At 69.2% G+C, this 24,089-nt stretch carries 20 protein-coding genes; 8 read left to right on the top strand and 12 right to left on the bottom strand.

The genetic code is table 11. From position 1 onward, the window contains the following. From ACXJLU_RS10335 to ACXJLU_RS10360, 6 genes are all read right to left on the bottom strand, one after another. Positions 1 to 370 (bottom strand): CinA family protein (locus ACXJLU_RS10335; RefSeq protein ID WP_457330509.1); only part of this gene is annotated, 370 nt, incomplete at its 3' end. Further along, complete coding sequence (locus tag ACXJLU_RS10340) at positions 367 to 924, bottom strand: phosphatidylglycerophosphatase A family protein (protein ID WP_457330511.1); 558 nt, start codon at positions 922 to 924, stop codon at positions 367 to 369. The genes ACXJLU_RS10335 and ACXJLU_RS10340, both read right to left, overlap by 4 nt. Beyond that, positions 921 to 1,883: a thiamine-phosphate kinase gene (gene thiL, locus ACXJLU_RS10345; RefSeq protein WP_457330630.1), complete on the bottom strand. Its 963-nt coding sequence runs from the start codon at positions 1,881 to 1,883 to the stop codon at positions 921 to 923. The genes ACXJLU_RS10340 and thiL overlap by 4 nt, the downstream gene beginning before the upstream one ends. Positions 1,884 to 1,891: 8 nt before the next feature. Further along, a complete protein-coding gene (locus tag ACXJLU_RS10350; protein WP_457330513.1) occupies positions 1,892 to 2,752 on the bottom strand; it encodes an SPFH domain-containing protein in 861 nt (286 codons plus the stop codon). 22 nt (positions 2,753 to 2,774) lie between these two features. Continuing rightward, complete coding sequence (locus ACXJLU_RS10355; protein WP_073465212.1) at positions 2,775 to 3,401, bottom strand: response regulator transcription factor; 627 nt, start codon at positions 3,399 to 3,401, stop codon at positions 2,775 to 2,777. A gap of 77 nt (positions 3,402 to 3,478) precedes the next feature. Beyond that, complete coding sequence (locus ACXJLU_RS10360) at positions 3,479 to 5,521, bottom strand: sensor histidine kinase (RefSeq protein ID WP_457330633.1); 2,043 nt, start codon at positions 5,519 to 5,521, stop codon at positions 3,479 to 3,481. 170 nt (positions 5,522 to 5,691) lie between these two features. Between ACXJLU_RS10360 and ACXJLU_RS10365 the strand changes: the two genes are divergently transcribed. The 4 genes from ACXJLU_RS10365 (at position 5,692) to ACXJLU_RS10380 (ending at position 10,042) form a co-directional block, all read left to right on the top strand. Beyond that, positions 5,692 to 7,986, top strand: a complete 2,295-nt coding sequence (locus ACXJLU_RS10365; protein ID WP_073465080.1) for an NADP-dependent malic enzyme — start codon at positions 5,692 to 5,694, stop codon at positions 7,984 to 7,986. Between the two features lie 386 nt (positions 7,987 to 8,372). Next, positions 8,373 to 8,720, top strand: coding sequence for a guanyl-specific ribonuclease (locus tag ACXJLU_RS10370; protein ID WP_235002265.1), 348 nt, complete (start codon positions 8,373 to 8,375; stop codon positions 8,718 to 8,720). A 43-nt stretch (positions 8,721 to 8,763) separates the two neighbouring features. Next, positions 8,764 to 9,159: a barstar family protein gene (locus ACXJLU_RS10375; protein WP_056813467.1), complete on the top strand. Its 396-nt coding sequence runs from the start codon at positions 8,764 to 8,766 to the stop codon at positions 9,157 to 9,159. Positions 9,160 to 9,412: 253 nt separating this feature from the next. Next, positions 9,413 to 10,042 (top strand): porin family protein, encoded by a 630-nt coding sequence (locus ACXJLU_RS10380; RefSeq protein WP_457330516.1) that lies wholly within the window; start codon positions 9,413 to 9,415, stop codon positions 10,040 to 10,042. A gap of 1 nt (position 10,043) precedes the next feature. Here ACXJLU_RS10380 and rsmA read toward each other — a convergent pair whose 3' ends face one another. From rsmA to ACXJLU_RS10395, 3 genes are read right to left on the bottom strand one after another with little or no spacing between them, the layout of a single operon-like run. After that, positions 10,044 to 10,808, bottom strand: coding sequence for a 16S rRNA (adenine(1518)-N(6)/adenine(1519)-N(6))-dimethyltransferase RsmA (rsmA, locus tag ACXJLU_RS10385; protein WP_457330518.1), 765 nt, complete (start codon positions 10,806 to 10,808; stop codon positions 10,044 to 10,046). 19 nt (positions 10,809 to 10,827) lie between these two features. Beyond that, the gene (locus ACXJLU_RS10390) at positions 10,828 to 12,165 is read right to left on the bottom strand and encodes a peptidylprolyl isomerase (RefSeq protein ID WP_457330520.1); all 1,338 of its coding nucleotides are present in this window, start codon (positions 12,163 to 12,165) and stop codon (positions 10,828 to 10,830) included. Beyond that, the gene (locus tag ACXJLU_RS10395; RefSeq protein ID WP_457330522.1) at positions 12,162 to 14,567 is read right to left on the bottom strand and encodes an LPS-assembly protein LptD; all 2,406 of its coding nucleotides are present in this window, start codon (positions 14,565 to 14,567) and stop codon (positions 12,162 to 12,164) included. Before ACXJLU_RS10395 ends, ACXJLU_RS10390 begins: the two co-directional genes overlap by 4 nt. A 115-nt stretch (positions 14,568 to 14,682) precedes the next feature. Here ACXJLU_RS10395 and ACXJLU_RS10400 point away from each other — a divergent pair, with 115 nt between their 5' ends. Then, positions 14,683 to 15,753 (top strand): aminoglycoside phosphotransferase family protein, encoded by a 1,071-nt coding sequence (locus ACXJLU_RS10400; protein ID WP_457330524.1) that lies wholly within the window; start codon positions 14,683 to 14,685, stop codon positions 15,751 to 15,753. Here the strand turns inward: ACXJLU_RS10400 and ACXJLU_RS10405 are convergent, their stop codons facing one another. Then, positions 15,754 to 16,704 (bottom strand): LysR family transcriptional regulator, encoded by a 951-nt coding sequence (locus tag ACXJLU_RS10405; RefSeq protein ID WP_073465073.1) that lies wholly within the window; start codon positions 16,702 to 16,704, stop codon positions 15,754 to 15,756. 47 nt (positions 16,705 to 16,751) lie between these two features. Here ACXJLU_RS10405 and ACXJLU_RS10410 point away from each other — a divergent pair, with 47 nt between their 5' ends. The 3 genes from ACXJLU_RS10410 to ACXJLU_RS10420 all read left to right on the top strand — a co-directional run bounded on the left by ACXJLU_RS10410 (position 16,752) and on the right by ACXJLU_RS10420 (position 21,085). Continuing rightward, positions 16,752 to 17,333 (top strand): DUF4148 domain-containing protein, encoded by a 582-nt coding sequence (locus tag ACXJLU_RS10410; RefSeq protein ID WP_457330635.1) that lies wholly within the window; start codon positions 16,752 to 16,754, stop codon positions 17,331 to 17,333. 162 nt (positions 17,334 to 17,495) lie between these two features. Further along, positions 17,496 to 19,430, top strand: a complete 1,935-nt coding sequence (locus ACXJLU_RS10415; protein WP_457330526.1) for an ABC transporter ATP-binding protein — start codon at positions 17,496 to 17,498, stop codon at positions 19,428 to 19,430. Between the two features lie 5 nt (positions 19,431 to 19,435). Beyond that, positions 19,436 to 21,085, top strand: a complete 1,650-nt coding sequence (locus ACXJLU_RS10420) for an NAD(P)/FAD-dependent oxidoreductase (RefSeq protein WP_457330528.1) — start codon at positions 19,436 to 19,438, stop codon at positions 21,083 to 21,085. Here ACXJLU_RS10420 and ACXJLU_RS10425 read toward each other — a convergent pair. Next, positions 21,075 to 22,400 carry an amidohydrolase gene (locus ACXJLU_RS10425; RefSeq protein WP_457330637.1) on the bottom strand — a complete coding sequence of 442 codons (1,326 nt, stop codon included), beginning with the start codon at positions 22,398 to 22,400 and terminating at the stop codon, positions 21,075 to 21,077. The two genes, ACXJLU_RS10420 and ACXJLU_RS10425, sit on opposite strands and share 11 nt — an antisense overlap. An 86-nt stretch (positions 22,401 to 22,486) precedes the next feature. Further along, on the bottom strand, positions 22,487 to 23,962 hold the full coding sequence (locus ACXJLU_RS10430) for a M20 family metallopeptidase (RefSeq protein ID WP_457330530.1): 1,476 nt from the start codon (positions 23,960 to 23,962) through the stop codon (positions 22,487 to 22,489). Between the last annotated feature and the right edge of the window lie 127 nt (positions 23,963 to 24,089).

Consider the following 24,089-nt stretch of genomic DNA (forward strand, 5'->3'; position numbering starts at 1 on the left):
GCGCCCAGGCCAGCCACACCGTGCCGACCGGCTTGCCCGGCACCGCGCCGCCCGGGCCGGCGATGCCGGTCACCGCGACCGCGAAGCGCGCCGGCGAGTGCCGCAGCGCGCCCTCGGCCATCGCGCGTGCCACCTCTTCGCTGACGGCGCCGTGCTGCGCGATCAAGGCGGCAGGCACGCCCAGCATCTGCGTCTTGGCCTCGTTGCTGTAGGTCACGAAGCCGCGTTCGAACCAGTCGCTCGAGCCGGCGACCGAGGTGCAGGCCGCGGCGATCAGCCCGCCGGTGCAGGACTCGGCCGTCGCGATCGAGCCGCCGCGCTGCCGCAGCACGCGGGCCAGCGCCAGCACGGCCGGTTCGAACTCGTTCACAGGAACCTCCACAGCGCGATCACCAGCAGCGCGCACAGCGCCGCCACGAAGTCGTCGAACAGGATGCCGAAACCCTGCGCCCAGCCGATCGGCTGGCCGCGGCGCAGCTTGAAGAGGCCGTCGGCCCAGGCGACCGGGCCGGGCTTCACCGCGTCGAAGAAGCGGAACAGGCCGAAGGCCACCGCCTGCGTGAGCAACCCGGCCGGTGTCACCAGCCACAGCACGGCCCAGAACGCGAGCACCTCGTCCCAGACGATGCTGCCCGGGTCGGCGATGCCCAGGTTGCGCGCCGTCACCGTGCAGGCCCACCAGCCGACCAGCGTGCCGACAGCCAGCACCAGCAGCCACTGCAGGTCGCCCAGGTGGGGTTGCATGATGACGAACGCGAGCCAGGCCCACAGCGTGCCGACCGTGCCCGGCGCGACCGGCGACAGCCCGCTGCCGAAGCCGAGTGCGATGACGTGCGCCGGGTGGCGGAACATGAAACCGAGCGTGGCGCGCTGCGGGGCGGGGCGCAGCGGCTGAAGCAGGGGCGGCTCGGTGGGCGTCGTCATGATTTGAAGTGGTCGAAGGCCGCGAAGCGCTGGTCGACCGCCGCGCCATCGCCGTCCACCAGTCGCAGGCCGTGCGAGGCCGGCTCGATGCGGCCGATGCGCGTCACCGTCACACCGGCTCCGTGCGCGGCTGCCAGCACGTCCGCGGCCTGCGAGGGCGGCGCGGTGAACACCAGTTCGTAGTCGTCGCCGCCGGCCAGCGTGCAGTTGCGCTGCAGCGCGAGCGGCTGCGCGGCCAGCACCGGGCTGCGCGGCAGGGCATCGACCTGCAGCGTGGCGCCTGCGTTCGAGCGCTTCAGGATGTGGCCGAGGTCGCCGAGCAGCCCGTCGGAGAGGTCGATCGCGCTGGTCGCGATGCCGCGCAGCGCGATGCCGAGCGCGACGCGCGGCGTCGGCAGCTCCATCGCGGCGCGCACCTGCTCGAAGCCGTCGCCGGCCAGCGCAATGCTGCCGCGGAACACCTCGAGCGCGAGCCGCGCATCGCCCAGCGTGCCGCTGACCCAGATCTCGTCGCCGTCGCGCGCGCCCGAGCGCAGCAGCGCCTGCCCGGGTGGCAGCTCGCCGAACACCGTGATGCACAGGTTCAGCGGGCCCTGCGTCGTGTCGCCGCCGACCAGCTCGCAGCCGTGTGCATCGGCCAGTGCCAGCAGGCCACGCGAGAAGCCGTCGAGAAAGGCTGTGTCGATGCGCGGCAGCGCCAGCGCCAGCGTGAACGCGAGCGGCTGCGCGCCGCAGGCCGCCAGGTCGCTCAGGTTGACCGCCAGCGCCTTGTGGCCGAGCCGCTCCGGCGCGACCGTCGACAGGAAGTGCCGGCCCTCGACCAGCATGTCGCTGGAGGTGGCGAGCTGCATGCCCGGTGTCAGGTTCAGCAGCGCGCAGTCGTCGCCGACGCCGAGCGCCGCGCGCCGCGCCGGCCGCGTGAACCAGCGCGCGATCAGGTCGAATTCGCCGACGCCCATCGCCTCGCTCACTTGCCGGTGCCGCCGATGTTGATCAGCGGTGCCGTCTGCATGTTCGCGGGAATCACGACGGTGGTCGTGCCGCCCTTCTCGGCGAACTTCTGCAGCGCCAGGTTCGACTCGTGCTGCAGGTACTCCCGCGTCAGGCTCTGGTTGATGATCTGGTTGGCGCGCGCGATGCCCTCGGCCTTCTTGACCTCGACCTGCGCCTCGGCTTCGGCGATCGCGATGCGCTGCTTCGTCGTCTCGAGCTGCTTCTGCGCCGCGACCGAATCCTGGATGGCTTTCTCGATCGCCGGGTCGGTGGTCAGCGAGCGGATCACGACGCGCGTGACCAGGAACACGCCCTTGTCGTTGGCATCGAGCTCGCCCTGCAGCGATTTGCGCACCGCCAGCGCCAGCTCCTCGCGCTGCGTGTGCATCACCAGGCTGTCGATGTGCGAGGCCTGCTGGTAGATCGCATTGCGCGCCAGGCGCTGCAGCAGCGCATAGGCCGGCAGGTAGACGCGGCTGCCTTCGTCGCGGGTGTGCTGGCCGGCGTACTTCACGTACAGGTCGGCGATCGAGCCGGGCATGACCCGGTAGTAGACCGTCACGTCCAGGTCGCGCAGCGACAGGTTGTCGCGGGCCTTCGGCGTCAGGTCGTTCAGGTCGAGGCCGATCTCCTTGGCCGAGAACTCCTGCACCCGGCTGATGCCCGGAAGGCCCAGGTAGATGCCGGGCTCGACTTCGTCGGGGCTGACCTTGCCGAGCGTCGTGCGGATGCCGACGTTGCCCGACTCCACCGTGCCGCAGCTGCTGAAGCCCGCCACCAGCAGCAACACGACCGCCACGGCCACGACCGTGCGGATGATTCCCTGGATGCTCATCGTCGTATCCCTCCTGTCGGCATTATGTTTCGCGCATCCGGTTGGCCAGTTCGACCGCGGACTTCACGTCCATCTTCTCGAACACGCGTGCCCGGTGCACCTCGACCGTGCGCACGCTGATGTTCAGCTCGTCGGCGATCAGCTTGTTGGGCCGGCCGTCGATCACGCGCTCCATCACCTCGCGCTCGCGCTCGGTCAGCTCGGCCAGGTGCTGCTCCAGCGTGACGCGGTCGCGCCGGCGCAGGATCGCCTGCGTGCTCTGCGCGAGCGCCTGCTCCACGCGGTCGACCAGCGCGTTGTCCGAGAACGGCTTCTCGACGAAATCGAACGCGCCGCGCTTGACGGCGGCCACCGCGGTCGGCACGTCACCGTGGCCGGTCAGGAAGATCACCGGCAGCGCCTGCAGCAGGCCACGCTCGGCCAACCGTTCGAACAGCGCCAGCCCGCTGGTGCCGGGCATGCGCACGTCCAGCACCAGGCAGCTCGGCGACGTCGGCCAGCCGGCGGAAGTGGCCGCGGCCAGGCGCGGCGCGAGCATGGTCTCGAAGGCCTCGGCGCTCGCGAAGCCTTCGGACAGCAGCCGGCGCGAGCGCAGCAGCCAGGCCAACGCCTCGCGCACGATGTCTTCGTCGTCGACCAGGTAGACCATCGGCAGGCCGAGGTGGGGCGGCGTGGTCGCGCTGCCGCCGTGGGAGGGGCTGGGGTGGCTGTGGGGGGGACTGCTGTTCATGGGCTCGCGTTCTTGCTGTCGGCGGGCAGCGTGAACCTGAATTCTGCGCCGATCACGCGCTGCGCTGCATCGAGGCGGTTCTCGAACACCAGCAGGCCGCCGTGCTGCTCGATCACCGTGCGGCACAGGCTCAGCCCGAGCCCCATGCCCTCGGGCCGGGTCGTGAAGAAGGGCGTGAACAGCCGCGGCGCGACCTCGTCGGCGACGCCGGTGCCGCGGTCGACGATGCCGAACGCGACCCAGCGGGCGTCGACTGGGCGCACGCGGATGGTCAGCTCGCGCTCGGCGGCGGGCGTGTGGGACTCCATCGCCTGGATCGCGTTGCGCGTCAGGTTCAGCAGCACCTGCTCCAGCATCGTGCGGTCGCAGACCACGCGCGGCATCGGCTTCGGCAGGTCGAGCTCGATGCGCGTGCCGCTCTTGCGCGCCTGCAGCCGCACCAGCGGCAGCACCGCGTCGATCAGCAGGTCGGCGCGCACCGGCTCGCGCGCCTGTTCGCGCCGGCGCACGAAGTCGTGCACGCTCTTGATCACGCGGCCGGCCCGCTCGGCCTGCTCGGCGATGCGCTGCGAGGCCTGGCGCAGCAGCGGCAGCGTGTCGGCGCAGTCGCCGTCGACATCGTTGATCAGGTTCAGCGAACCAGCGGCATAGCTCGCGATCGCCGCCAGCGGCTGGTTCAGCTCGTGGCTCAGCAGCGAGGCCATTTCGCCGACGGTGGCCAGCCTTGCCGTCGCCTGCAGCCGCTCCTGCTGCTGGCGCGAGACCTCCTCGATCTTGCGTTGCGCGCTGACGTCGAGCGCCGCGCTCATCCAGCCGGTGTGGCGGCCGGCGCCGTCGACCAGCGGCGCCTCGAAGATCATCACCGCGAAACGCTCGCCGGTGCGCCGCATGAACACCGTCTCGTAGCCCTCGCGCGGCGGCACCGTGCCGGCCAGGCGCACCTGCTGGCGCTTGGTGTACTCCGAGGTCAGCTCCGGCGGCCAATAGGGTGGCGTGGTCTGCCCGACCAGTTCGGCCGCGCTGAAGCCCACCATCTCGCAGAAGGCCGGGTTCACGTAGGTGATGCGGCCGTGCGGGTCGCGCGCGCGCAGCCCGGTGACCAGCGAATCCTCCATCGCCTTGCGAAAGCTCAGCGCCTCGGCGAGCGCCGACTCGGCACCGGCGCGCTTGCGCACGTCGCGCGCCAGCAGCGCCACCACGCCGCCGAGCGCGAGCGACAGCCCGAGCACCAGCGCGGTGCTGAGGTTCGGGATCAGCTGCGGCCGGCCGGCGCTGCTGTCCACCCGCAGCTGCAGGCTCAGGCCCGGCAGGTCGACCAGCCGCTCGGCGATGAAGGCCCCCGCGCCGCGCGGCAGGCCCGCGCGCGCGAGCCGCGTGCCGTCGCCCTCGATGAACGACAGCTCGTGCACCCGCTTCACCTCGCTGCCCACCGTTTCGTCCAGCAGCCGGCCGAGCGCGAAGGTGCCGGCCATGAAGCCGAGGTTCTGCCCGCTGCCGGCGATCGGGATGCAGACGTCCATCACCTCCAGGCCCAGCCCGCCGGGCAGCGGCACGAAGTAGCTGCGCGAGTACGACGGGCTGCCCTGGCGGCGCGCGGTGGTGCACGCGAGCTCGGTCTCGAGGTCGATGTCGTCGCGGCGGATCTGCGTGAAGGCCGAGCCGTGCAGCGGCGAGTCGACCGATTCGGTGATCTCCAGCTGCGCGTCGCGCCGCTCGATGCGCAGCAGTTCGCGGTGCGTGCGCAGCAGCGTGGCCGCATCCTGTTGCCACAGCGGGATCGACGGGTTGTTCCACAGCAGCGCCTGCAGGCTCTGCAGGTCGCGGCCGAGCGCCTGCTTGATGTCGCCTGCGGCCGCGGTGGCGGTGGCATCGACCTGCTCCTGCGCCCGGCTGCTCTCGTAGCCGAGCGTCAGCCACACCAGCAGCGACTGCGCGATCAGCAGCAGCGCCACCAGCGTCGCCCACGGCAGCGCGCGCCGCCAGCCCCGCGGCGGCAGGGATTCGGGGACGGAAGGGGGCGGGGGCAGCGGGGGAAGCATCACTCGGGCGCGGATCACTCGGGCGCAGGGAACACCCCGCAGTATTGCGAATGGCCGGGCCGCGCGGGTACGCAGTTTCGCGCATGGGGGCCGGCGGCGCGCTGCGCAACACTGCAATCCGCGCCCCCTCCTACAATGCTTTCCCCTTCGAGGACCCACGAGATCACGCCATGGCCCAATCAGACAACAAGCATGCGGAACTGCGCCGAGCGGCGCTGGAGTACCACGAGTTCCCGGTGCCCGGCAAGATCGCCATCGCCGCGACCAAGCAGCTGATCAACCAGCGTGACCTGGCCCTCGCGTACTCGCCCGGTGTGGCTGCGGCCTGCGAAGAGATCGTCGCCGACCCGGCCAACGCGTTCCGCTACACCGCGCGCGGCAACCTGGTGGCCGTCGTCACCAACGGCACCGCGGTGCTGGGCCTGGGCGACATCGGGCCGCTGGCGTCGAAGCCGGTGATGGAAGGCAAGGCCGTGCTGTTCAAGAAGTTCGCCGGCATCGACGTGTTCGACATCGAACTCGCCGAACGCGACCTCGACAAGCTGGTCGACATCATTGCCGCGCTCGAGCCGACCTTCGGCGGCATCAACCTCGAAGACATCAAGGCTCCCGACTGCTTCTACGTCGAGCGCAAGCTGCGCGAGCGGATGCACATCCCGGTGTTCCACGACGACCAGCACGGCACCGCGATCACCGTCGGCGCGGCCGTGCTGAACGCGCTGAAGGTGGTCGGCAAGGACATCGACAAGGTCAAGCTCGTGACCTCCGGCGCCGGCGCCGCGGCGCTCGCCTGCCTCGGGCTGCTGCTGAAGCTGGGCATGCCGCGCGAGAACATCTGGGTCACCGACCTGGCCGGCGTCGTCTACGAAGGCCGCACCGAGCTGATGGACGAAGACAAGATCCAGTTCGCCCAGAAGACTTCGCACCGCAAGCTGGCGCAGGTGATGGACGGCGCCGACATCTTCCTCGGCCTGTCGGCCGGCGGCGTGCTGAAGAAGGAGATGGTCGCGACGATGGCGGCCAAGCCGATCATCCTGGCGCTGGCCAACCCGACGCCGGAGATCCTGCCGGAAGAGGTGAAGGAAGTGCGCGCCGACGCGATCATCGCGACCGGCCGCACCGACTACCCGAACCAGGTCAACAACGTCCTGTGCTTCCCGTACATCTTCCGCGGCGCGCTCGACAGCGGCGCGACCACCATCACGATCGAGATGGAGATCGCCGCGGTGCATGCGATCGCCGAGCTGGCCCAGGCCGAGCAGAGCGAGGTGGTGGCCGCGGCCTATGCCGGCGCGACGCTGAGCTTCGGCCCCGAGTACCTGATCCCGAAGCCGTTCGATCCGCGGCTGATGATGAAGATCGCGCCGGCGGTGGCACAGGCCGCGGTCGACTCCGGCGTCGCGACGCGTCCGGTCAAGGACATGGACGCCTACCGCGAGAAGCTGCAGAGCTTCGTCTATGCCTCGGGCACGACGATGAAGCCGATCTTCACGCTCGCCAAGTGCGCCAAGCACAAGCGCGTGGCCTTCGCCGAAGGCGAAGAAGAGCGCGTGCTGCGCGCGGTGCAGGTGGTGGTCGACGAGAACCTCGCGCGCCCGACGCTGATCGGCCGGCCCGAGGTCATCGCCCAGCGCATCGAGAAGTTCGGCCTGCGCCTGAAGGCCGGCACCGACTACGACCTGGTCAACACCGAGCACGACGAGCGCTATCGCGACTACTGGCAGACCTACCACCGCATGATGGCGCGCAAGGGCGTCACCGCGCAGCTCGCCAAGATCGAGATGCGCCGCCGCCTGACGCTGATCGGCGCGATGCTGCTGCACAAGGGCGAGGTCGACGGCATGCTGTGCGGCACCTGGGGCAACACCGCGATGCACCTGCAGTACATCGACCAGGTGATCGGCCTGCGCAAGGGCAGCAAGACCTACGCCTGCATGAACGGGCTGATCCTGCCGAACCGGCAGGTGATGCTGGTCGACACCCACGTCAACTACGACCCGACGGCCGAGCAGCTGGCCGAGATCACCGTGATGGCCGCCGAGGAACTCAAGCGCTTCGGCCTGCGCCCGAAGGCGGCGCTGCTGTCGCACAGCAACTTCGGATCGAGCAACCAGCCGTCGGCGGTGAAGATGCGCGATGCGCTGGCGCTGCTGCACGAGCAGGCGCCGTGGCTCGAGGTCGACGGCGAGATGCACGGCGACGCCGCGCTCGATGCAGCCTACCGCGCCGAGCTGATGCCGACGAGCACGCTGTCCGGCGAGGCCAACCTGCTGGTGCTGCCGAACATTGACGCCGCCAACATCAGCTACAACCTGCTGAAGACGGCTGCCGGCGGCGGCATCGCGATCGGCCCGGTGCTGCTGGGCGCGGCCAAGCCGGTGCACATCCTGACGCCGTCGGCCACGGTGCGACGCATCGTCAACATGACCGCGCTGACGGTGGCCGACGCGAACGCGGCACGCTGATCGCAGCGACGATCCGACAAAAACGGCCGACGGCCGCGCACCAAGCACAGCTTGGTGCGTGCGCCAGAAATGTCCAGCGGTCGCGCACGGGCATGTGACACCTCTGTCATCGACCCGATCACGCTGGTTTCTGCTCCAAGCATCGCCTGGATGTGCCGATCCATATGGTCCCAGACGAATGCGAGCATTCACTGATTTTCAGTGCGCTCTGCCCCAAATTGAGGCAGCAGCTTGAGCTTTGCGAGTTGATTCGGTACCATCCTGGTTTCCGAATTCAGGGATAACCCGTGTCTCTCTCCGGTTTGCTGGCCGGTTTTGCAAGTCAGTTCGATGGCCGAGGCCGCCGGTGTCAGCACTGGGGCCGCGCGGCAATCGTGGTGGCTGTCATGGCGGCCAGCGTGGTGTCGGTGCCTGCAAAAGAAGCGCCGCGCACAGCCGACGAGATGGTCACGGTGGCCCTCGCGACGCTGCCGGCCGAGGCCCAGGCGACAGAACGGCTGATCAGAACCGGAGGCCCGTTTCCGTATCCCAAGGATGGCAGTGTGTTCGGCAACCGCGAACGCCAGCTACCGGCACAGCGCCGCGGCTACTACCGCGAGTACACCGTGACGACCCCGGGGGCAAGGAACCGCGCTGCCAAGCGCATCGTCTGCGGTGGCTACCAGGTCACGACACCGCAGGCGTGTTACTACACCGACGACCACTACGCGAGTTTTCGCCGCATCGTGAAGTGAGGGTCAGCTGATGGATTCTTTTGAACCAAGGAGGAACGAGACCATGCTCTTGCAGACCGTCCGTCCAAACATCGTCCAGTCGATACGCGCCTACCGCGTCGAGGATTTGCAGGAAGCCGCGCAAGGCGTGGGCCAGCACTTCCTCTATGCGAACCTGACCAACGCCCAGTCCAAGCAGGACGTGCTGGACAGCATTGCCGAGTCCTTCCTGTTCCCGTCGCATTTCGGCAAGAACCTGGATGCGCTGTACGACTGCATGACCGACCTGGTGCACAAGTCGGGCACGCAACCCGGCTTCGTCGTGGTGCTGGAGCAGCTGCCCGACAACCCGCGCTTCGACCGCGAGGCCCGCGAGCAACTGCTCGACGTCTTCCGCGATGCGGCTGATTTCTGGGCGGAACGAAAAATACCGTTCAGGTGCTTCTATTCTTTTCAGTAGCCCGCTCCCAGGAACAAGGGTCATGGGAGCGGGCGACGGAAACGGCCCAGATTGCAGAGAACAAGCCAGCCAAGCCGGCGGCCAAGAGCGCAGCCAACGCGAACTTCGGAATGAACATGCCGATGATGAGTAGCGCGTTCGACACCTCGATGTGGCTGAACGCAGCCTGATCGATCGAGCCTCTGTCAAGCCCGCTTCGGCGGGCTTTTTCTTGGGCACAATGCGCCGCACACAACGACAGGGAGGAACAACCATGGCATTCGGACTTGGCGCGCGAGCGTGGCTTGCGGCGGTTTTGACGCTGGGCGCGGTCGCTGCGGCGGGCGCGCAGGAGGGCACGCAACAGGGCACGCAAGGGGGCACGCAAGAGCGCAACACGGCAGGTGAATCGCTTCCCGTCGACGTGTCGGCCTCCGGGTGGTACGTGTCAGGCGGCGTCGGCCTCAGCCGATACCGCGTGTCGAACGGGCAGGGCGGTCATGAGACCCTGACCGGACACGGTGGCAAGCTGATGCTGGGCTACCAGTTTCGCCGCTCGCTGCGGCTGGAGGCCGGCGCCGTGTCGCTCGGCTCCGACTGGCGGACCGGTCCGGCCATCGCGCTGGTCGGCGCGATCCACCTCGGCGACCACGTGGCGCTGCTCGGGCGTGTCGGCGCCTATTACCGGCGCACGGCCCGCAGCGAAGCGTTCCTCGGATTCGACACCCACGATCGGGACGAAAAAGGCACCGAGCCGACGCTGGGAATCGGCGTCGAGTGGTACCTGCAGCCCCGGTTGTCGGCGTTGCTGGAGGTCGAGTCCTACGAGTCGCAACTGAAGTACATCTTCGACGACACGCGCGGTGCCGACATGACCACGCTGTCGCTGCGCTATCGGTTCTGAACTAGGGCTGCTGCACCGCCCGCACCAGCGCCAGGTAGTCCGCGACCGGTACTTCCTCGGCGCGGCGCTGCACATCGAAGGTCCCTGCGAAGCCGCGCTCGTCGAGCCAGCGGCCCAGCGTGTGGCGCAGCAGCTTGCGCCGCTGCGAGAACGCCACCATCACCAGTTCGCCCAGCAAGGCCTGCGGCACGCCGGCGGCAGCGGGCAGCGGCTGCATGCGCACCACCGCCGAATCGACCCGCGGCGGCGGATCGAAGGCTTCGGGCGGCACGTCGAGCACCGATTCGATGTCGTAGCGCCACTGCAGCATCACGGTCAGCCGGCTGTAGTCCTTGTTGCCGGGAGAGGCGGCCATGCGGTCGACCACCTCCTTCTGCAGCATGAAGTGCTGGTCCTGCACCTGGTCGACGGCGTCGAGCAGGTGGAACAGGATGGGCGTCGAGATGTTGTAGGGCAGGTTGCCGACGACCCGCAGCTTCTGGCCGGCCTGCGCGGCCAGCGCGGGGAAATCGACCTTCAGCACGTCGGACTCGACCACCGTCAGCTCGCTGCGCTTGCGCAGCCGCGCTGCCAGGTCGCGGTCGAGTTCGATCACCGTGAGGTGTTCGCTGCGCGCGACCAGCGGGTTGGTCATCGCGCCGAGCCCCGGCCCGATCTCGACCAGCGCCTGGCCGGGCCGCGGGTCGATCGCATCGACGATGGCGCCGATCACCGCGCCATCGGACAGGAAATGCTGCCCGAAGCGCTTGCGGGGGATGTGCTTCATCGGGCCGGCGCGGCCAGGCTCACTGCGGCGCCTCGCGCATCTCGATGTAGGCCCGCGCGCGCAGGTCGCGTGCCCAGGCGGTGTAGGCCTCTTCGAACTTCTGCTCGCGCAGGATGTTGCGGGCCTGCTCGCGCTGCTGGCGCAGGTCGAGCGACATCTTGCGCCGCTCGATCACCTGGATCAGGTGCACGCCGAAGCGCGAGACGACCGGTTCCGACAGCCCGTTGATCGCCAAGGCGTTCATCGCCTCTTCGAACTCCGGCACGAAGCCGCCCGGCGACACCCAGCCGAGGTCGCCGCCTTGCGGCGCGCTGCCGTCCTCGGAGTTGTCGCGTGCCAGCTGGTCGAAGTTGCGCGAACCGCTCTGGATCTGCCGCTTCATCTCCTGCAGCCGCCGCACTGCCGCTTCTTGCGAGAGCTGCGGTGACGGGCGCAGCAGGATGTGGCGGGCGCGCGTCTGCGTCACCGAGAAGGCGCCGCCCTCGCGCTTGTCGATCAGCTTCATCACGTGGAAGCCGGCACCGGAGCGCAACAGCGTCGGCGCCACCTCGCCCGGCTTCAGGCCACGCACGGCCTCGACGAAGATATCGGGCAACCGGTCGGCCGGGCGCATGCCGATCTCGCCGCCGCGCGCCTTGTTGCCATCTTCGGACACCTCGCGGGCGACCACCTCGAACGGGCTGCTGCTGCGCACGCGGTTCAGTGCCGCTTCCGCCTTGGTGCGGCGCTCGGCGATCAGGCTCTCGCTCGCGTTCTCGGGCACCGTGACCAGGATCTGCGCGATGTTGTATTCGGTCGCGCTGCCGGCCGCGGCGCGCTGCTTGTCGAGCACCGCGTCGACCTCGGCGTCGGTGATCGTGATGCGCGCCTGCACCTCGCGCTCGCGCACCCGCTCGACCTGCAGCTGGTCGCGCACGTTGTTGCGGAAGCGCACGTAGTCGATGCCTTCCTTCTTGAGCCGCTCGCGCAGCTGGGCCGGCGTCAGCTGGTTCTGCGCGGCGACATTGGCCACCGCGCGTTCGAGCTCGACGTCGTCGACGCGCTGGCCGACGTCGCGGGCATTGGTGATCTGCACGCGTTCGTCGATCAGTGCGTCGACCACCTGGTGGCGCAGTTCATCGTCGGGCGGCAACTTGGACTTGCTGCGCTGCGCTTCTTCACGCAGCCGGTCGATGCGCTGCTGCACCTCGCCGGCGGTGACCAGCTCCTGGTTGACGATCGCGACGATGTAGTCGGCGGTCTGGGTGCGCGAGCGCGAGGCAGGCGCCGTGGTCTGGGCCTGCACGGCCGACGTCGCGACGGTCGCGGACAGCAGCGACATCAGCGCGCGGGAAGCAAGGCGTTGGAATGCAATCATGGTGTCGTGGGGCTCGCAGCGGGCGCGGCAGAATCGTCGCGCAGCAGGCGGTAACCGGGGATATTGTCCTTCAAGACCTTCAGCGGGTTGGTGCCGAGGCGCGACAGGCCGATCAGCTCCAGCTCGAAGCCGAGCTGGGTGGTCGCTTCCTGGTCACTGGTCGACGAGCGCTTCGCGATCACGCGGCCGATCCAGCAGCCGGCGTCGTACTCGAAGCCGACCACCGAATCGATGAGCCGCCGTTCGGTCACGTTGTAGCTCATGCGTCCCACCGAGTACCAGGCTCCGATGCAGCGGCCACCGCGATCGCTGCTCTGGCCGGGCCGACCGTACAGCGGCCACTGCCAGCCCACCTCGAACTGCTCGCTCACGCTCGGCTTGCCGGGGGGAGCGCTGTCGATGCGATTGAAGCGGTAGTTGGTGTTGATGGTGCGGTACGGGCCGGGTGAATAGCGCACGCCGACGATCGAACGCACGGTCTTGCGCTGCTCGGGGCTGTACTGCATCGCGGTGTCGAAGCGCCAATGCTTCAGCAGGCCCGACGACCCGGTCAGCAGCAGGTCGGACACGCTCTGCGAGATCGGATCCCCGGTGGGTGTGATGCGCTGGTCCTCGAACAGGTAGCGCTGCGCCAGGCCCAGGCGGAGCAGCTCGGAGCCGTCGCCCGAGTCGAGCATGCGGGTGGTGACGCCGGCGGTCAGCTGGTGCGCGTCAGACACCCGGTCGATGCCCGAGAAGCTGTTCTCGGTGTAGATCGAGTCGAAGTTGAAGTCCTTCTCGGCCGAATCGAAGTTCGGCAGGTTAAATTGCTGGCGGTAGGGCGTCTTCGTGTAGAAGAGGCGTGGCTCCATGGTCTGGCGTGCCGGGCGACCGAACAGCTGCGTGTCGCGCTCGAGCACCCAGGCGCTGTCGAGGCTGAAGGTCGGGATCACGCGGTGGAATCGGTCGTAGCCACCGCCCATCGGGAGATCGAGCCGGTAGCTGGCGGCGTTCACCAGCACCTTCGGGGTCAGCGTCCAGCCGGGCGTGCCGAACGGCCACGCGAGCGAGCCCAGCAGATGCAACCGCGAGCCGAGCGGCCGTGGGTTTGACGCCGTATCGCCGGGCGAGATGCCGACCAGGTGGCCTTCCGGGTTGACGAAGCGGTTCGCCTCGGCCTCCATGCCGAACTCGAGCCCGCCGAACAGCGGCTGCCAGGTGCGCACCCCGACCTGCGGCAGCCGGTCGTAGGGCGTCGCCAGCGGGCTGTCGACATCCTGCAGCACCTGCCAGCGCTGGACGCGCGCATAGGTGGTCCAGAGGCCGAAATCGCTGGCCACCCGTGCATCGCCGAGCAGCAGGCGCGGCGTCAGGCTGTTGATGCCGCGCGGCAGGTCTTTCCAGTAGTCGTCGTCGCTCACGCGCATGACGTTGGTGCTGTAGCGCGTGTTGCCGAGCAGCAGGCCTTCCTGCTCCAGGTTGAACGCGCTGCGGGTGATGCCGGCCTGGCGGTCGTTCGGCAGCAGGTTCAGGTCGACGCGGCCTGTGTGGCCCGGCTCGAGGTAGCGGAACTCGGTGTCGAGCGCCGCGCCGCGCTTGGAGATGATGGCCGGCGTCAGCGTCGCGTCGCGGTTCGGCGCGATGTTCCAGTAGTACGGAACGGCCACCTGCAGGCCGCTCTTGTTGTCGATGTCGATGCTCGGCGGCAGCCAGCCCGACTTGCGGTCGTCGCTCAGCGGAAAGCTCAGCACCGGGGCCGCGAGGATCGGCACGCCGTAGAAGCGCAGCACCGCGCCCTGCGCGATGCCTTCGTTGTTCGCGAAGTCGAGCTTCACGCGGTCGGTCGACAGGACCCACGCCGGCGTGCTGCCGTCGGTGTCGTCGACGCGGCAGCTGGTGTACGTGGCACCGGTGGCGACGATCAGCTGCTCGCCGAAGAAGTCGAGCCGCTCGGCGCTGCCGCCGGCCTGGGTGCGCGAGAAGAAATAGGTCGGTCGCAGGAAGAAGCCTTCGAAGCGCTCGACCTTCAGCTGCAGCTCGGGGCCGGTGTAGACGTTGCCGTCACGGCTGACGCGCACCTTGCCGGTGGCATGGGCCAGGTCGCTGACCTGCTCGTAGGTCATGCGGTCGGCGCTGATCTGCATCGGGCCGCGCTGGAAGCGGGCGTTGCCTTCGGCGATGACGTCCTGGTCGGGGCGGGCGCGGACCTCGTCGGCCTCGAGCACCATCGCGTTGACGGGGGCCGAGGCGGCGGATGCGGCCGCAGCCGGCGCGACCGCGGATGCCGCAGAAGCCGCAGAAGCGGGAGCATCAGGCGGCACGACCGCCTGCGCCCAGCCGGTCGACAGCCAGCCCGCGGCCGAGGCCACGAGGCTCAGGCGGATCGCGCAGACGGAGAGTCGAAGAGGGAACGGCGGCAGCAAGGGAGCGAGGGCATCAAGGGCGGAGGGACGGCTCGGTGCCGCGGCACCGGCACGATGCCAGGCGGCGCGCCCAGGGCGATTTGTAGAATCGATTATCCACGAGCAGTATCCCCACATGCCCTTGACCCCTGATCCGACGACCTCCGAGTCGACCGTGCCCCCGCTGGCCTGGCCTGACGACAGCCGCCGCGTCGCCTTCGAAAGCTGGCTGCGGCAATTGGCGGGCCGGGGCATTCACGCGAGCGGCGCGCGCCCGGCCAGCAACGACGCCAGCTTCCGCCGCTACCTGCGGGTCGACACCGAGGCCGGCACGCGCATCGTGATGGACGCGCCGCCCGAGAAGGAGGACTGCCGCCCGTTCGTGAAGGTCGCCGCGCTGCTGCGCGCCGCCGGCCTGAACGCGCCGGAGGTGCTCGACTGGCATGCCGACGACGGCTTCATGCTGCTGTCCGACCTGGGCGACCAGACTTATCTGTCGCAGCTCGACGACCACAGCGCGCCGGCGCTGTATGCCGATGCGAGCCAGGCGCTGGTGCGCCTGCAGGGCATCGAGGCGGCGTCGCAGCTGCCGGCCTACGACCGCACGCTGCTGATGCGCGAGATGCAGCTGTTCCCCGACTGGTACGTGAAGCATGCCGGACAGGTGCTGACGGCGGACGAGCAGACCCAGTGGGCCGCTTGCGTCGAGCGCATCGTGCAGAACAACCTGGCCCAGCCGATGGTGCTGGTGCACCGCGACTACCATTCGCGCAACCTGATGGTCTGCCCCGCCGCCGGCGCGGCCACCAACCCGGGCATCCTCGATTTCCAGGACGCCGTCTGGGGCCCGATCACCTACGACCTGGCCAGCCTGCTGCGCGACGCCTACGTCGAGCTCCAGGAAGACGTGCAGATCGACCTCGCGGTGCGCTATTGGGAGCGGGCGCGCAAGGCCGGCCTGCCGGTGCAGGACGACTTCGGCGAGTTCTGGCGCGATTTCGAATGGATGGGCCTGCAGCGCCACCTGAAGGTGCTGGGCATCTTCGCGCGGCTGTACCACCGCGACGGCAAGGACGGCTACCTGCAGAACCTGCCGCTGGTGTGGCGCTATGCGCACCGCACCGCCAGCCGCTACAACGGGCTGGGCGCGCTGGCGCGGCTGCTGGAGCGCCTCGTCGGCGAGACGCGCCAGGACGTGTTCAGGTAGTCAGCGGGTCTCGCAACCGGCCGCCGCGAGCCAGGGGTCGGTCTCGCCGCCGCCGAAGGTCTCGAGCAGGAAATCGATGAACGCCCGCGTGCGTGCCGGCACGTGCTTGCGCGTGGGCATCGCGGCATACAGCGTCGTGGTCAGCAGGTGCCAGCGCGGCAGCACGCGTTCGAGCGCGTGCTCCATCAGCGCGTCCTCGACGACGAACGACGGCAGCCCGGCGATGCCCATGCCGGCCAGCGCCGCGGCGTACATCGTGTCGATGTGCGTCGTGCCGAGCGCGGGGCGCCCCGGTGTCAGCGTGTAGGTCTCGCCGGACGGCTCGTCGTCGCCCCAGACGCCTTCGTGGAAGGTCAGCTCGCGCAGGAAGGTCGGCACCATCGCCTCGTGGCCGGCCAGTTCCGACGGGTGCACCGGGCGGCCACGGCGGTTCAGGTAATCGGGCGACGCGCAGGTGATGACCTCGGAGCGCGCGAGGCGCCGCGCGACGAAATCGCCATCGAGCGGGCGGTCGCCGACCGACAGGATGCTCACGTCGAAGTTCTCGTCGACCGCCTCCACCGGGCCGGGGCACGACAGCTCGATCGTGACCTTCGGGAACAGCGCGCGGAACTTGGGCAGGTGCTTGGCAATCTGGTGCACCGCGAAGGCCGGCGGCGCCAGCACGCGCAGGTGGCCGCGCGGCTCGGAGGTGGCGGCGCTCGCGAGCGCCTCGGCTTCTTCGACCTCGGTCAGGATCTGCTGCACGCGTTCGAGGTAGAGCTCGCCGGTGTCGGTGAGCGCGAGGCGGCGCGTCGTGCGGTTGATCAGCCTGGCGCCCAGGTGCTCTTCGAGGTCGGCCACGAGCCGCGTCACGACCGCGGGAGACAGGTTCAGCCGGCGTGCCGCCGACGCGAAGCTGCCCTCTTCAATCACCCGGGAAAACACCCGCATCGAATGCAGCCGATCCATTCTTTCACCCTCATTGTTTCTTTTTTGACAATGCGGCATTGAAGCACGTGCTGTTTATTGATTCAAGCGCAATGTCTACAGTTCACCCCATCGATGAGGCCAACGCAACAAGTGACTCACCGAGGCTGGACAAGACGGCTCTAACCCCTGAAGCCGCCCTGCCTGGAAACGTCAACCTTCTGAAGGAATTCATCATGACCACCAAGAACTTCGCCGCCCTTGCCACCGTCGCCCTTGCCCTGGCTGGCGCCTCCGTCACCGCGTTCGCTGGCGACACCGGCCTGACCCGCGAGCAAGTGCGTGCCGAACTGGCCCGTGCCCGTGCCAGCGGCGAGCTGCTGCCGAACTCGGAAAGCTACGGCTACAACAACGCATCGATCACGCTGCCGAAGGCCGCGGTGGCCGCGACCGCCGACAGCGGCAAGAGCCGCGAGCAAGTGCGCGCCGAACTGGCCCGTGCCCGTGTCGACGGCACGCTGGTCCCGAACTCGGAAAGCTACGGCTACGCCACCCCGGTGGTCACCGGTGCCGCCAGCCGCACCCGTGCCGAAGTCCGCGCCGAAGCCATCGAAGCGGCCAAGACGCACAAGAGCGATGCCAGCTATGGCGCCCTGTCGACCGGCTACTGATCGCTGACGCGCCTGTCGGGCGCTTCGGTTGAGGGACACCGCAGAAGCCGCCTCCGGGCGGCTTCTGTCGTTACGGCGTGAGTTCCGCGCGAGAATGGCGCATCCCCCAACCTCCGATGCGGCGCACGCCACAAGCCTGCGCCGCCTTGCATTGGCGCCGCCATGTCAGCCTTCTTCCTGAAACGCATCCGCCCGACCGCCGTGCCCCACGGCGAGCCGCCGGCCGGCCTGCTGGCCTTCTACTGGCACTTCATCCGGCAGACGCGCCCGCTGTACGCCGCGATGTTCGTCACCGGCCTGGCGGTCGCGCTGATCGACACGCTGGTGCCGGTCTTCATCGGCAAGCTGGTCACGCTGATGGAAGCGCCCGACCGCGCCGCGGCGTTCAGCGCCGCAACCCCGATGCTGCTCGGCATGGCCGCGCTGGTGCTGATCGGCCGGCCGCTCGCGATGATCCTCGATGCCACCGTGCGCAACATCGCGGTGATCCCGGGCGTCACCAGCCTGATCCGCTGGCAGAGCCACTGGCACGTGGTGCGCCAGAGCTGGCCGTTCTTCCAGAACGATTTCGCCGGCCGCATCGCCAACCGCGTGATGCAGACCAGCAATGCGCTGCGCGAGAGCGTCGTCAGCTCGATCCGGGCCATCTGGTACATCATCATCTACGGCCTCACGTCGCTCGCGCTGATGGCCAGCGCCGATTGGCGCCTCGCGGTGCCCACCGTGTTCTGGTTCGCCGGCTACGTGGTCTTCCTGCGCCATTTCGTGCCGCGCATGCGCGACCTGGCGCGTGCCAGTTCCGAACTGCGCTCGGCCGTGATGGGCCGCGTGGTCGACAGCTACACCAACATCCTGACCGTCAAGCTGTTCGCCCGCGCGCGCGACGAGGACGCCTACGTGCGCGAGACGCTCGACGAGCACACCCTCGCGATCGCCGCGCACATGCGGCTGACCACCCAGTTCATGGCGACGCTGTCGACGATGAACGCGCTGTTTCTCGTCAGCACTGCGACGATCGGCGTGCTGCTGTGGGCGCACGGCCAGATTCCCGCCGGCCTGGTGGCGACCGCGCTGCCGCTGGCCTGGCAGATCGCGAGCGTCGCCGGCTGGGTCAGCTGGGAGGTGACCGGCATCTTCGAGAACGTCGGCGTGGTGCAGGAGGGCATGGAGACGATCGCGGTGCCGCACACGCTGGTCGACCGGCCCGATGCGCGCGAGCTGGCGGTGCCGCGGGGCGAGATCCGCTTCGAGCACCTGACCTTCACCTACGGCCGCAGCGACGGCAAGCGCGTGCTCGACGACCTGAACCTGGTCGTGAAGCCGGGCGAGCGGGTCGGGCTGGTCGGCCGCTCGGGCGCCGGCAAGTCGACGCTGGTGAACCTGCTGCTGCGCTTCCACGAGGTGGAGCAGGGCAGCATCCGCATCGACGGACAGGACATCGCCGGTGTCACGCAGGAGAGTCTGCGCGGCGCGATCGGCCTGGTGACGCAGGACACCTCGCTGCTGCACCGCTCGATCGCGGCCAACATCGGCTATGGCCGCCCGGGCGCCACGGCGGCCGAGGTCGAGGCGGCGGCCCGCAAGGCGCAGGCGCATGCCTTCATCCTGGAGCTGCAGGACTGGAAGGGCCGCACCGGCTACGAGGCGCACGTCGGCGAGCGCGGCGTGAAGCTCTCCGGCGGCCAGCGCCAGCGCGTCGCGATCGCGCGCGTGGTGCTGAAGGACGCGCCGATCCTGGTGCTGGACGAGGCCACGTCGGCGCTCGACAGCGAGGTCGAACTCGCGATCCAGGACCAGTTGCTGAACCTGATGGAAGGCAAGACGGTGATCGCGATCGCGCACCGGCTGTCGACGATCGCCCGCATGGACCGGCTGATCGTGCTCGAGCAGGGCCGCATCGTCGAGCAGGGCACGCACGACGAACTGCTGCAGCTCGACGGCCACTACGCGATGCTGTGGAAGCACCAGTCGGGCGGCTTCCTGCCGTACGACCAACCCCTGCCGGCCGACCCGGGCGCGGACGACGAGGCCGTGATCGACGACGCACCCGTCGACGAGCTGCGCTCGGCCCAGCAGCCCGAGCCCGCGGGACAATAGCGCCCATGCTCCGAATCACCGAACTGCGCCTGCCGCTGGCCCATGCCGAAGGCGCGCTGCGCCCGGCCGTGCTGCAGCGCCTGGGGCTGGCCGAGGCCGCGCTGAAAGCCTTCACCGTCTTCAAGCGCAGCTACGACGCGCGCAAGAAGGCGGCCATCGTGCTGATCTACACGGTCGACTGCGAACTCGCGGACCCGGCCGACGAAGCCGCGCTGCTGCAGCGCTTCGCGGCCGACCCGCACGTCAAGCCGTCGCCCGACACCCGCTACCGCTTCGTCGGCCATGCGCCGGCCGATTTCCAATCGTCGGGCCGGTCGCGCCCGCTGGTCGTCGGCTTCGGGCCCTGCGGGCTGTTCGCCGCGTTGATCCTCGCGCAGATGGGCCTGCGGCCGATCGTGCTGGAGCGCGGCAAGGAGGTCCGCCAGCGCACCCAGGACACCTGGGGCCTGTGGCGCAAGAACATCCTGAACCCCGAATCGAACGTGCAGTTCGGTGAGGGCGGTGCCGGCACCTTCTCCGACGGCAAGCTGTGGAGCCAGATCAGCGACCCGCGCCACCTGACGCGCAAGGTGCTGGCCGAGTTCGTCAAGGCCGGCGCGCCGGAAGAGATCCTGTTCGTCAGCAAGCCGCACATCGGCACCTTCCGGCTCGTCAGCATGATCGAGAAGATGCGGGCCGACATCGAGGCGGCGGGCGGCGAGATCCGCTTCGAACAGCGCGTGACCGATGTGCTGATCGAGAGCGATCACATTCGCGGCGTGACGCTGGCCTCGGGCGAGCAGCTGCGCGCCGACCACGTCGTGCTCGCGCTCGGCCACAGCGCGCGCGACACCTTCGCGATGCTGCACGAGCGCGGCGTCTACATGGAAGCGAAGCCGTTCTCGGTGGGCTTCCGCATCGAGCACCCGCAGTCGATCATCGACCGTGCGCGCTTCGGCCCGAACGCCGGCAACACCATCCTCGGTGCCGCCGACTACAAGCTGGTGCACCACGCGGCCAACGGCCGCTCGGTCTACAGCTTCTGCATGTGCCCGGGCGGCACGGTGGTCGCGGCGACCTCCGAGCTCGGCCGCGTCGTCACCAACGGCATGAGCCAGTACTCGCGCAACGAGCGCAACGCGAACGCCGGCATCGTGGTCGGCATCACGCCGCAGGACTACGCGCAGGACCCGAACGCCCCGGGACCGGTCTCGCCGCTGGATGGCATCGAGTTCCAGCGGCGCATCGAGTCGCGGGCCTTCGAACTCGGTGGTGGCAACTATGAAGCGCCGGGCCAGCTGGTCGGCGATTTCGTGAAGGGCCAGCGTTCGCGCGAGTTCGGCAGCGTGCAGCCGTCGTACAAGCCGGGCGTGCTGCTCGGCGACCTGCACCCGAGCCTGCCCGACTACGCGATCGAGGCGATCCGCGAGGCGCTGCCGGCGTTCGAGCGGCAGATCAAGGGCTTCTCGATGCCGGATGCGGTGCTGACGGGCGTCGAGACGCGCACCTCGTCGCCGTTGCGCATCACGCGCGGCAAGGATTTCCAGAGCCTGAACGTCAAGGGCCTGTACCCGGCGGGCGAGGGCGCGGGCTATGCCGGCGGAATCATGTCGGCCGGCGTCGACGGGATCGAGGTTGCCGAGGCGCTCGGCGCGTCGATGTTGACTAGGGGCTGACCAGGAAATCCAGCGCGAGCGTCGCGAGCACCTTCACGCCCAGACGCATCGCCCCTTCGTCGAAATCGAAATCCGGCGCGTGGTTCGGCGGCGCGTTCTGCGGCGTCTTGCCGGGCGGCGTCGCGCCGAGGATGAAGAACAGCCCCGGCACCTGCTTCTGGTACTCCGAGAAATCTTCCGACGCGCTGATCTTCGGCAGCTCGATCACCTGGCCGCCGCTCGCGCGCTGCAGCGACGGCATCATCCGCGCCAGCAGCTCGCGCGGGTTGTCGGTGACGGCATAGGTGGCCGGGCCGAAGCTGACGCTCGCCTGCGCGCCGCTGGCCGCGGCGATCGATTCGGCGGTCGTCACGATGCGGCGCTTCGCGTCCTCGCGCATGTCCTCGTCGAAGCTGCGCAGCGTGCCGCGCATCTCGACGCTGTCGGGCAGCACGTTCTCGCGGTTGCCGCCGTGGATCGACGAGATGCTCAGCACCGCCGGCTCGTGGCTGATGTTGAGCTGGCGGCTGACGATGGTCTGCAGCCCGGTGACGATCTGCGCCGCGACAACGATGGGATCGACCCCCGCCCACGGCGCGCCGCCGTGCGTGCCGCGGCCCCGCACCGTGATGCGCAGCGAATCGGCGCCGGCCAGCATCGGCCCGCCGCGCACGCCGAGCATGCCGGAGGCCAGGTTCGGCGAGAGGTGCAGGCTGAACACCGCATCGACCTTCGGCCGCTCGAGCACGCCTTCCTCGACCATCGCGCGCGCGCCCCAGCTTTCGGCGGCGGTCGACGGCAGATCGGCGAGGCCCTCTTCGGCCGGCTGGAAGATGAACTTCACCGTGCCCGGCACCTGCGCACGCAGCCCGGCCAGCAGCTCGGCCACGCCCATCAGCATCGCGGTGTGGCCGTCATGCCCGCAGGCGTGCATCACCGGCGTCTGCACGCCCTGGTAGCGGCCGGTCTGTTGCGACGCGAACGGCAGGTTGGTCGACTCGGCCAGCGGCAGCGCGTCCATGTCGGCGCGCAGCGCCACCACCTTGGAGCCGGGCAGCCCGCCGCGCAGCAGGCCGACCACGCCGAGGCCGCCGACGCCGGTCTTCACCTCCATGCCGAGCCGGCGCAGGTGCTCGGCCACCAGCGCGGCGGTGCGCACTTCCTGGCCCGACAACTCGGGGTGGGCGTGGATGTCGCGGCGCCAGGCGATCACCCGAGGCACGATCGGCGCGAGGCGCGCATCGAGGGCCGGAAGGTCGGTGCCTTGGGGCTGCGCCAGTGCGGTGCCGGCGAGAAGGCTGCAGGCGAAGAATTGCGCGGCCCTTCGATACCTCAGGGTGAACGGGCTCTTTGTGTTCGCTGGTCGCGTTACACCTACCGTTCGGGCTGAGGTATCGAAGCCGGGCACCAACCGCGCCAAGCTCAAGGGCACGCAGCCATCACCTGCGCCACCGCCGCCGTCAGCTTCTTCCCATACGGCACATGCAGGAACTCGTTCGGCCCGTGCGCGTTGCTCTTCGGGCCGAGCACGCCGCAGACCATCATCTGGGCCTTCGGGAAGCCCTTCTGCAGCAGGCTCATCAGCGGGATCGTGCCGCCCTGGCCGACGTAGCCGCACGGCGCGCCGAACTGCGCCTGCGATGCGCCGTTCAGCGCATCTTCCAGCCACGGCGCGAGGCTCGGCGCGTTCCAGCCGCTCGCGCCATGGGCGCCGGCGCGGCCGTCGGCAGCAAAGGTCACGCGCGCGTTGTACGGCGCGTTGTCCTCGAGCAGCGCCTTCAGGCGCTCCGCCGCCTCGTTGCCGTCGATCAGCGGTGGCAGGCGCAGGCTCAGCTTGAACGCGGTGTACGGCCGCAGCACGTTGCCGGCGTTCTTCAGCTCGGGGAAACCGTCGGCACCGGTGACGCTCAGCGTCGGGCGCCAGGTGCGGTTCAGCAGCGCCTCGGTCGGGTCGGTGGTGGTCGGCAGCGTCGGGCCGCCGTCGGCACCGCAGGCCCACGGGAAGCGCTTCCAGACCTCGTCGCCGAGGATCTGCGCCGTGGTGCGGGCCTGCGCGAGGCGGTCGCCGGGCACCTCGCAATGAAAGCTCTCCGGCAGCAAGCGGCCGGTCTTGCTGTCTTCGAGCCGGTCCAGCACCTGGCGCAGGATGCGGAAGCTCGACGGCACCAGGCCGCTGGAGTCGCCGGAGTGGATGCCCTCAGTCAGGATCTCGACCTTCAGCACGCCGCTGACCATGCCGCGCAGGCTGGTCGTGAGCCACAGCTGGTCGTAGTTGCCGGCGCCGCTGTCGAGGCAGACGACCAGGCTCACGTTGCCCAGCCGCTCGCGCAGCACGTCGAGGTAGGCCGGCAGGTCGAACGAGCCGCTTTCCTCGCAGGCCTCGATGATGCCGACGCAGCGCGGGCGCGGAATGCCCTGCCGGTCGAGCGCCATGATCGCGGTCAGCGATGCGTAGACCGCGTAGCCGTCGTCGGCACCGCCGCGGCCGTACAGCAGGCCGTTCTCGTACTTCGGCGTCCAGGGCCCGAGGTCGTTGCGCCAGCCGTTGAATTCGGGTTGCTTGTCGAGGTGGCCGTACAGACAGATGGTGTCCGTGCTGCCGGGCTTGGTGGCCGGCACCTCGAAGAAGATCACCGGCGTGCGGCCTTCGAGCCGCACCACCTCGAGCGTCAGGCCGGCGACCTTCTTGCTTTCGACCCAGCTCGCGGCGTCGCGAATCACCCGCTCGATGTGGCCGTTCTTCTGCCAGTCGGCATCGAACATCGGGCTTTTCGCCGGGATCGCGATGTAATCGGTCAGCGCCGGAACGATCTCTTCATCCCAGGTGCGGTTCGCAAACTCGGCGATGGCGGTGGCTTCGTCGGGTTGCAGCGGAAGGTTGGGGTCGCGAGCGTTCATGCCGGTTCTCCTGGTGCGAGGTCCCTTGTGGGGAATCGCAGAGTGTAAAACCGACCGCACCAGGCGATGCAGATCCGACCCACAAGGGCACACGATGAAACGGAGATGCGCGAATGCGTCACACAGG

The sequence above is a fragment of the Rhizobacter sp. P5_C2 genome (assembly GCF_054049715.1).

Coding starts and splice junctions, on each gene's coding strand:
- ACXJLU_RS10340 (WP_457330511.1), bottom strand. CDS start 924: ATGACGACGCCCACCGAGCCGCCCCTGCTTCAGCCGCTGCGCCCCGCC.
- thiL (WP_457330630.1), bottom strand. CDS start 1,883: ATGGGCGTCGGCGAATTCGACCTGATCGCGCGCTGGTTCACGCGGCCG.
- ACXJLU_RS10350 (WP_457330513.1), bottom strand. CDS start 2,752: ATGAGCATCCAGGGAATCATCCGCACGGTCGTGGCCGTGGCGGTCGTG.
- ACXJLU_RS10355 (WP_073465212.1), bottom strand. CDS start 3,401: ATGGTCTACCTGGTCGACGACGAAGACATCGTGCGCGAGGCGTTGGCC.
- ACXJLU_RS10360 (WP_457330633.1), bottom strand. CDS start 5,521: ATGCTTCCCCCGCTGCCCCCGCCCCCTTCCGTCCCCGAATCCCTGCCG.
- ACXJLU_RS10365 (WP_073465080.1), top strand. CDS start 5,692: ATGGCCCAATCAGACAACAAGCATGCGGAACTGCGCCGAGCGGCGCTG.
- ACXJLU_RS10370 (WP_235002265.1), top strand. CDS start 8,373: ATGGCGGCCAGCGTGGTGTCGGTGCCTGCAAAAGAAGCGCCGCGCACA.
- ACXJLU_RS10375 (WP_056813467.1), top strand. CDS start 8,764: ATGCTCTTGCAGACCGTCCGTCCAAACATCGTCCAGTCGATACGCGCC.
- ACXJLU_RS10380 (WP_457330516.1), top strand. CDS start 9,413: ATGGCATTCGGACTTGGCGCGCGAGCGTGGCTTGCGGCGGTTTTGACG.
- rsmA (WP_457330518.1), bottom strand. CDS start 10,808: ATGAAGCACATCCCCCGCAAGCGCTTCGGGCAGCATTTCCTGTCCGAT.
- ACXJLU_RS10390 (WP_457330520.1), bottom strand. CDS start 12,165: ATGATTGCATTCCAACGCCTTGCTTCCCGCGCGCTGATGTCGCTGCTG.
- ACXJLU_RS10400 (WP_457330524.1), top strand. CDS start 14,683: ATGCCCTTGACCCCTGATCCGACGACCTCCGAGTCGACCGTGCCCCCG.
- ACXJLU_RS10405 (WP_073465073.1), bottom strand. CDS start 16,704: ATGGATCGGCTGCATTCGATGCGGGTGTTTTCCCGGGTGATTGAAGAG.
- ACXJLU_RS10415 (WP_457330526.1), top strand. CDS start 17,496: ATGTCAGCCTTCTTCCTGAAACGCATCCGCCCGACCGCCGTGCCCCAC.
- ACXJLU_RS10420 (WP_457330528.1), top strand. CDS start 19,436: ATGCTCCGAATCACCGAACTGCGCCTGCCGCTGGCCCATGCCGAAGGC.
- ACXJLU_RS10430 (WP_457330530.1), bottom strand. CDS start 23,962: ATGAACGCTCGCGACCCCAACCTTCCGCTGCAACCCGACGAAGCCACC.